Raw genomic sequence first — 826 nt, 5'->3', positions numbered from 1 at the left:
CAAAACAGAGCTGAACACGAAGATTGATGACACTAAGACCGAGCTGAACAATAAGATTGATGGTGCTAAAACTGAGTTACAAGGCAATATCGATAATGTCAAAAATGAGCTGACCACCAAAGGTATGGACTACAAAGGTGAAAATGGAGAAGTGATCCATAAATCCCTCGGTGAACAGCTAGATATCATTGGCGACAGCAAAAACGTCAGCACTACCAATGAAGGTGGTAAGATTAAAATCATGATGTCAGACACACCGACATTTACCAATCTGACGACCACCGAAGGTGCAACAATCGGTGGTAAATTGGATGTAACAGGTCCAGCAACCTTTAATGACAAAGTGACCGCTAATAATGGCTTAGAAGTTACAGGCACAACTACATTCAACAACGGTGCAACCATCAAAGGTGGTGACCTTGTGATGAGTGACAACAAAATCACAGGCTTAGCGGATGGCGTTGATACCAAAGATGCGGTGAATGTAGGTCAATTAGACAATAAAGTTAATGATGCTAAGACAGAGCTTAAAGGAGACATTGATACAGCCAAAACAGAGCTGAACAATAAGATTGATGACACTAAGACCGAGCTGAACAATAAGATTGATGGTGCTAAAACTGAGTTACAAGGCAATATCGATAATGTCAAAAATGAGCTGACCACCAAAGGTATGGACTACAAAGGTGAAAATGGAGAAGTGATCCATAACTCCCTCGGCGAACAGCTAGATATCATTGGCGACAGCAAAAACGTCAGCACTACCAATGCAGGTGGTAAGATTAAAATCATGATGTCAGACACACCGACATTTACCAATCTGACG

At 41.5% G+C, this 826-nt stretch carries 1 protein-coding gene; it reads left to right on the top strand.

Annotated features, from left to right (window positions below; translation table 11 throughout):
- Positions 1-826, top strand: an 826-nt coding sequence (locus A1D26_RS05315) for a hypothetical protein (RefSeq protein WP_198303090.1), incomplete at both ends; no start/stop codon positions are given.

This window comes from Ursidibacter maritimus (assembly GCF_009761395.1).
Taxonomy (GTDB): domain Bacteria; phylum Pseudomonadota; class Gammaproteobacteria; order Enterobacterales; family Pasteurellaceae; genus Ursidibacter; species Ursidibacter maritimus.
The sequence above is the reverse complement of the archived record's forward strand: the minus strand, read 5'-3'. Positions and strand labels throughout refer to the sequence as shown.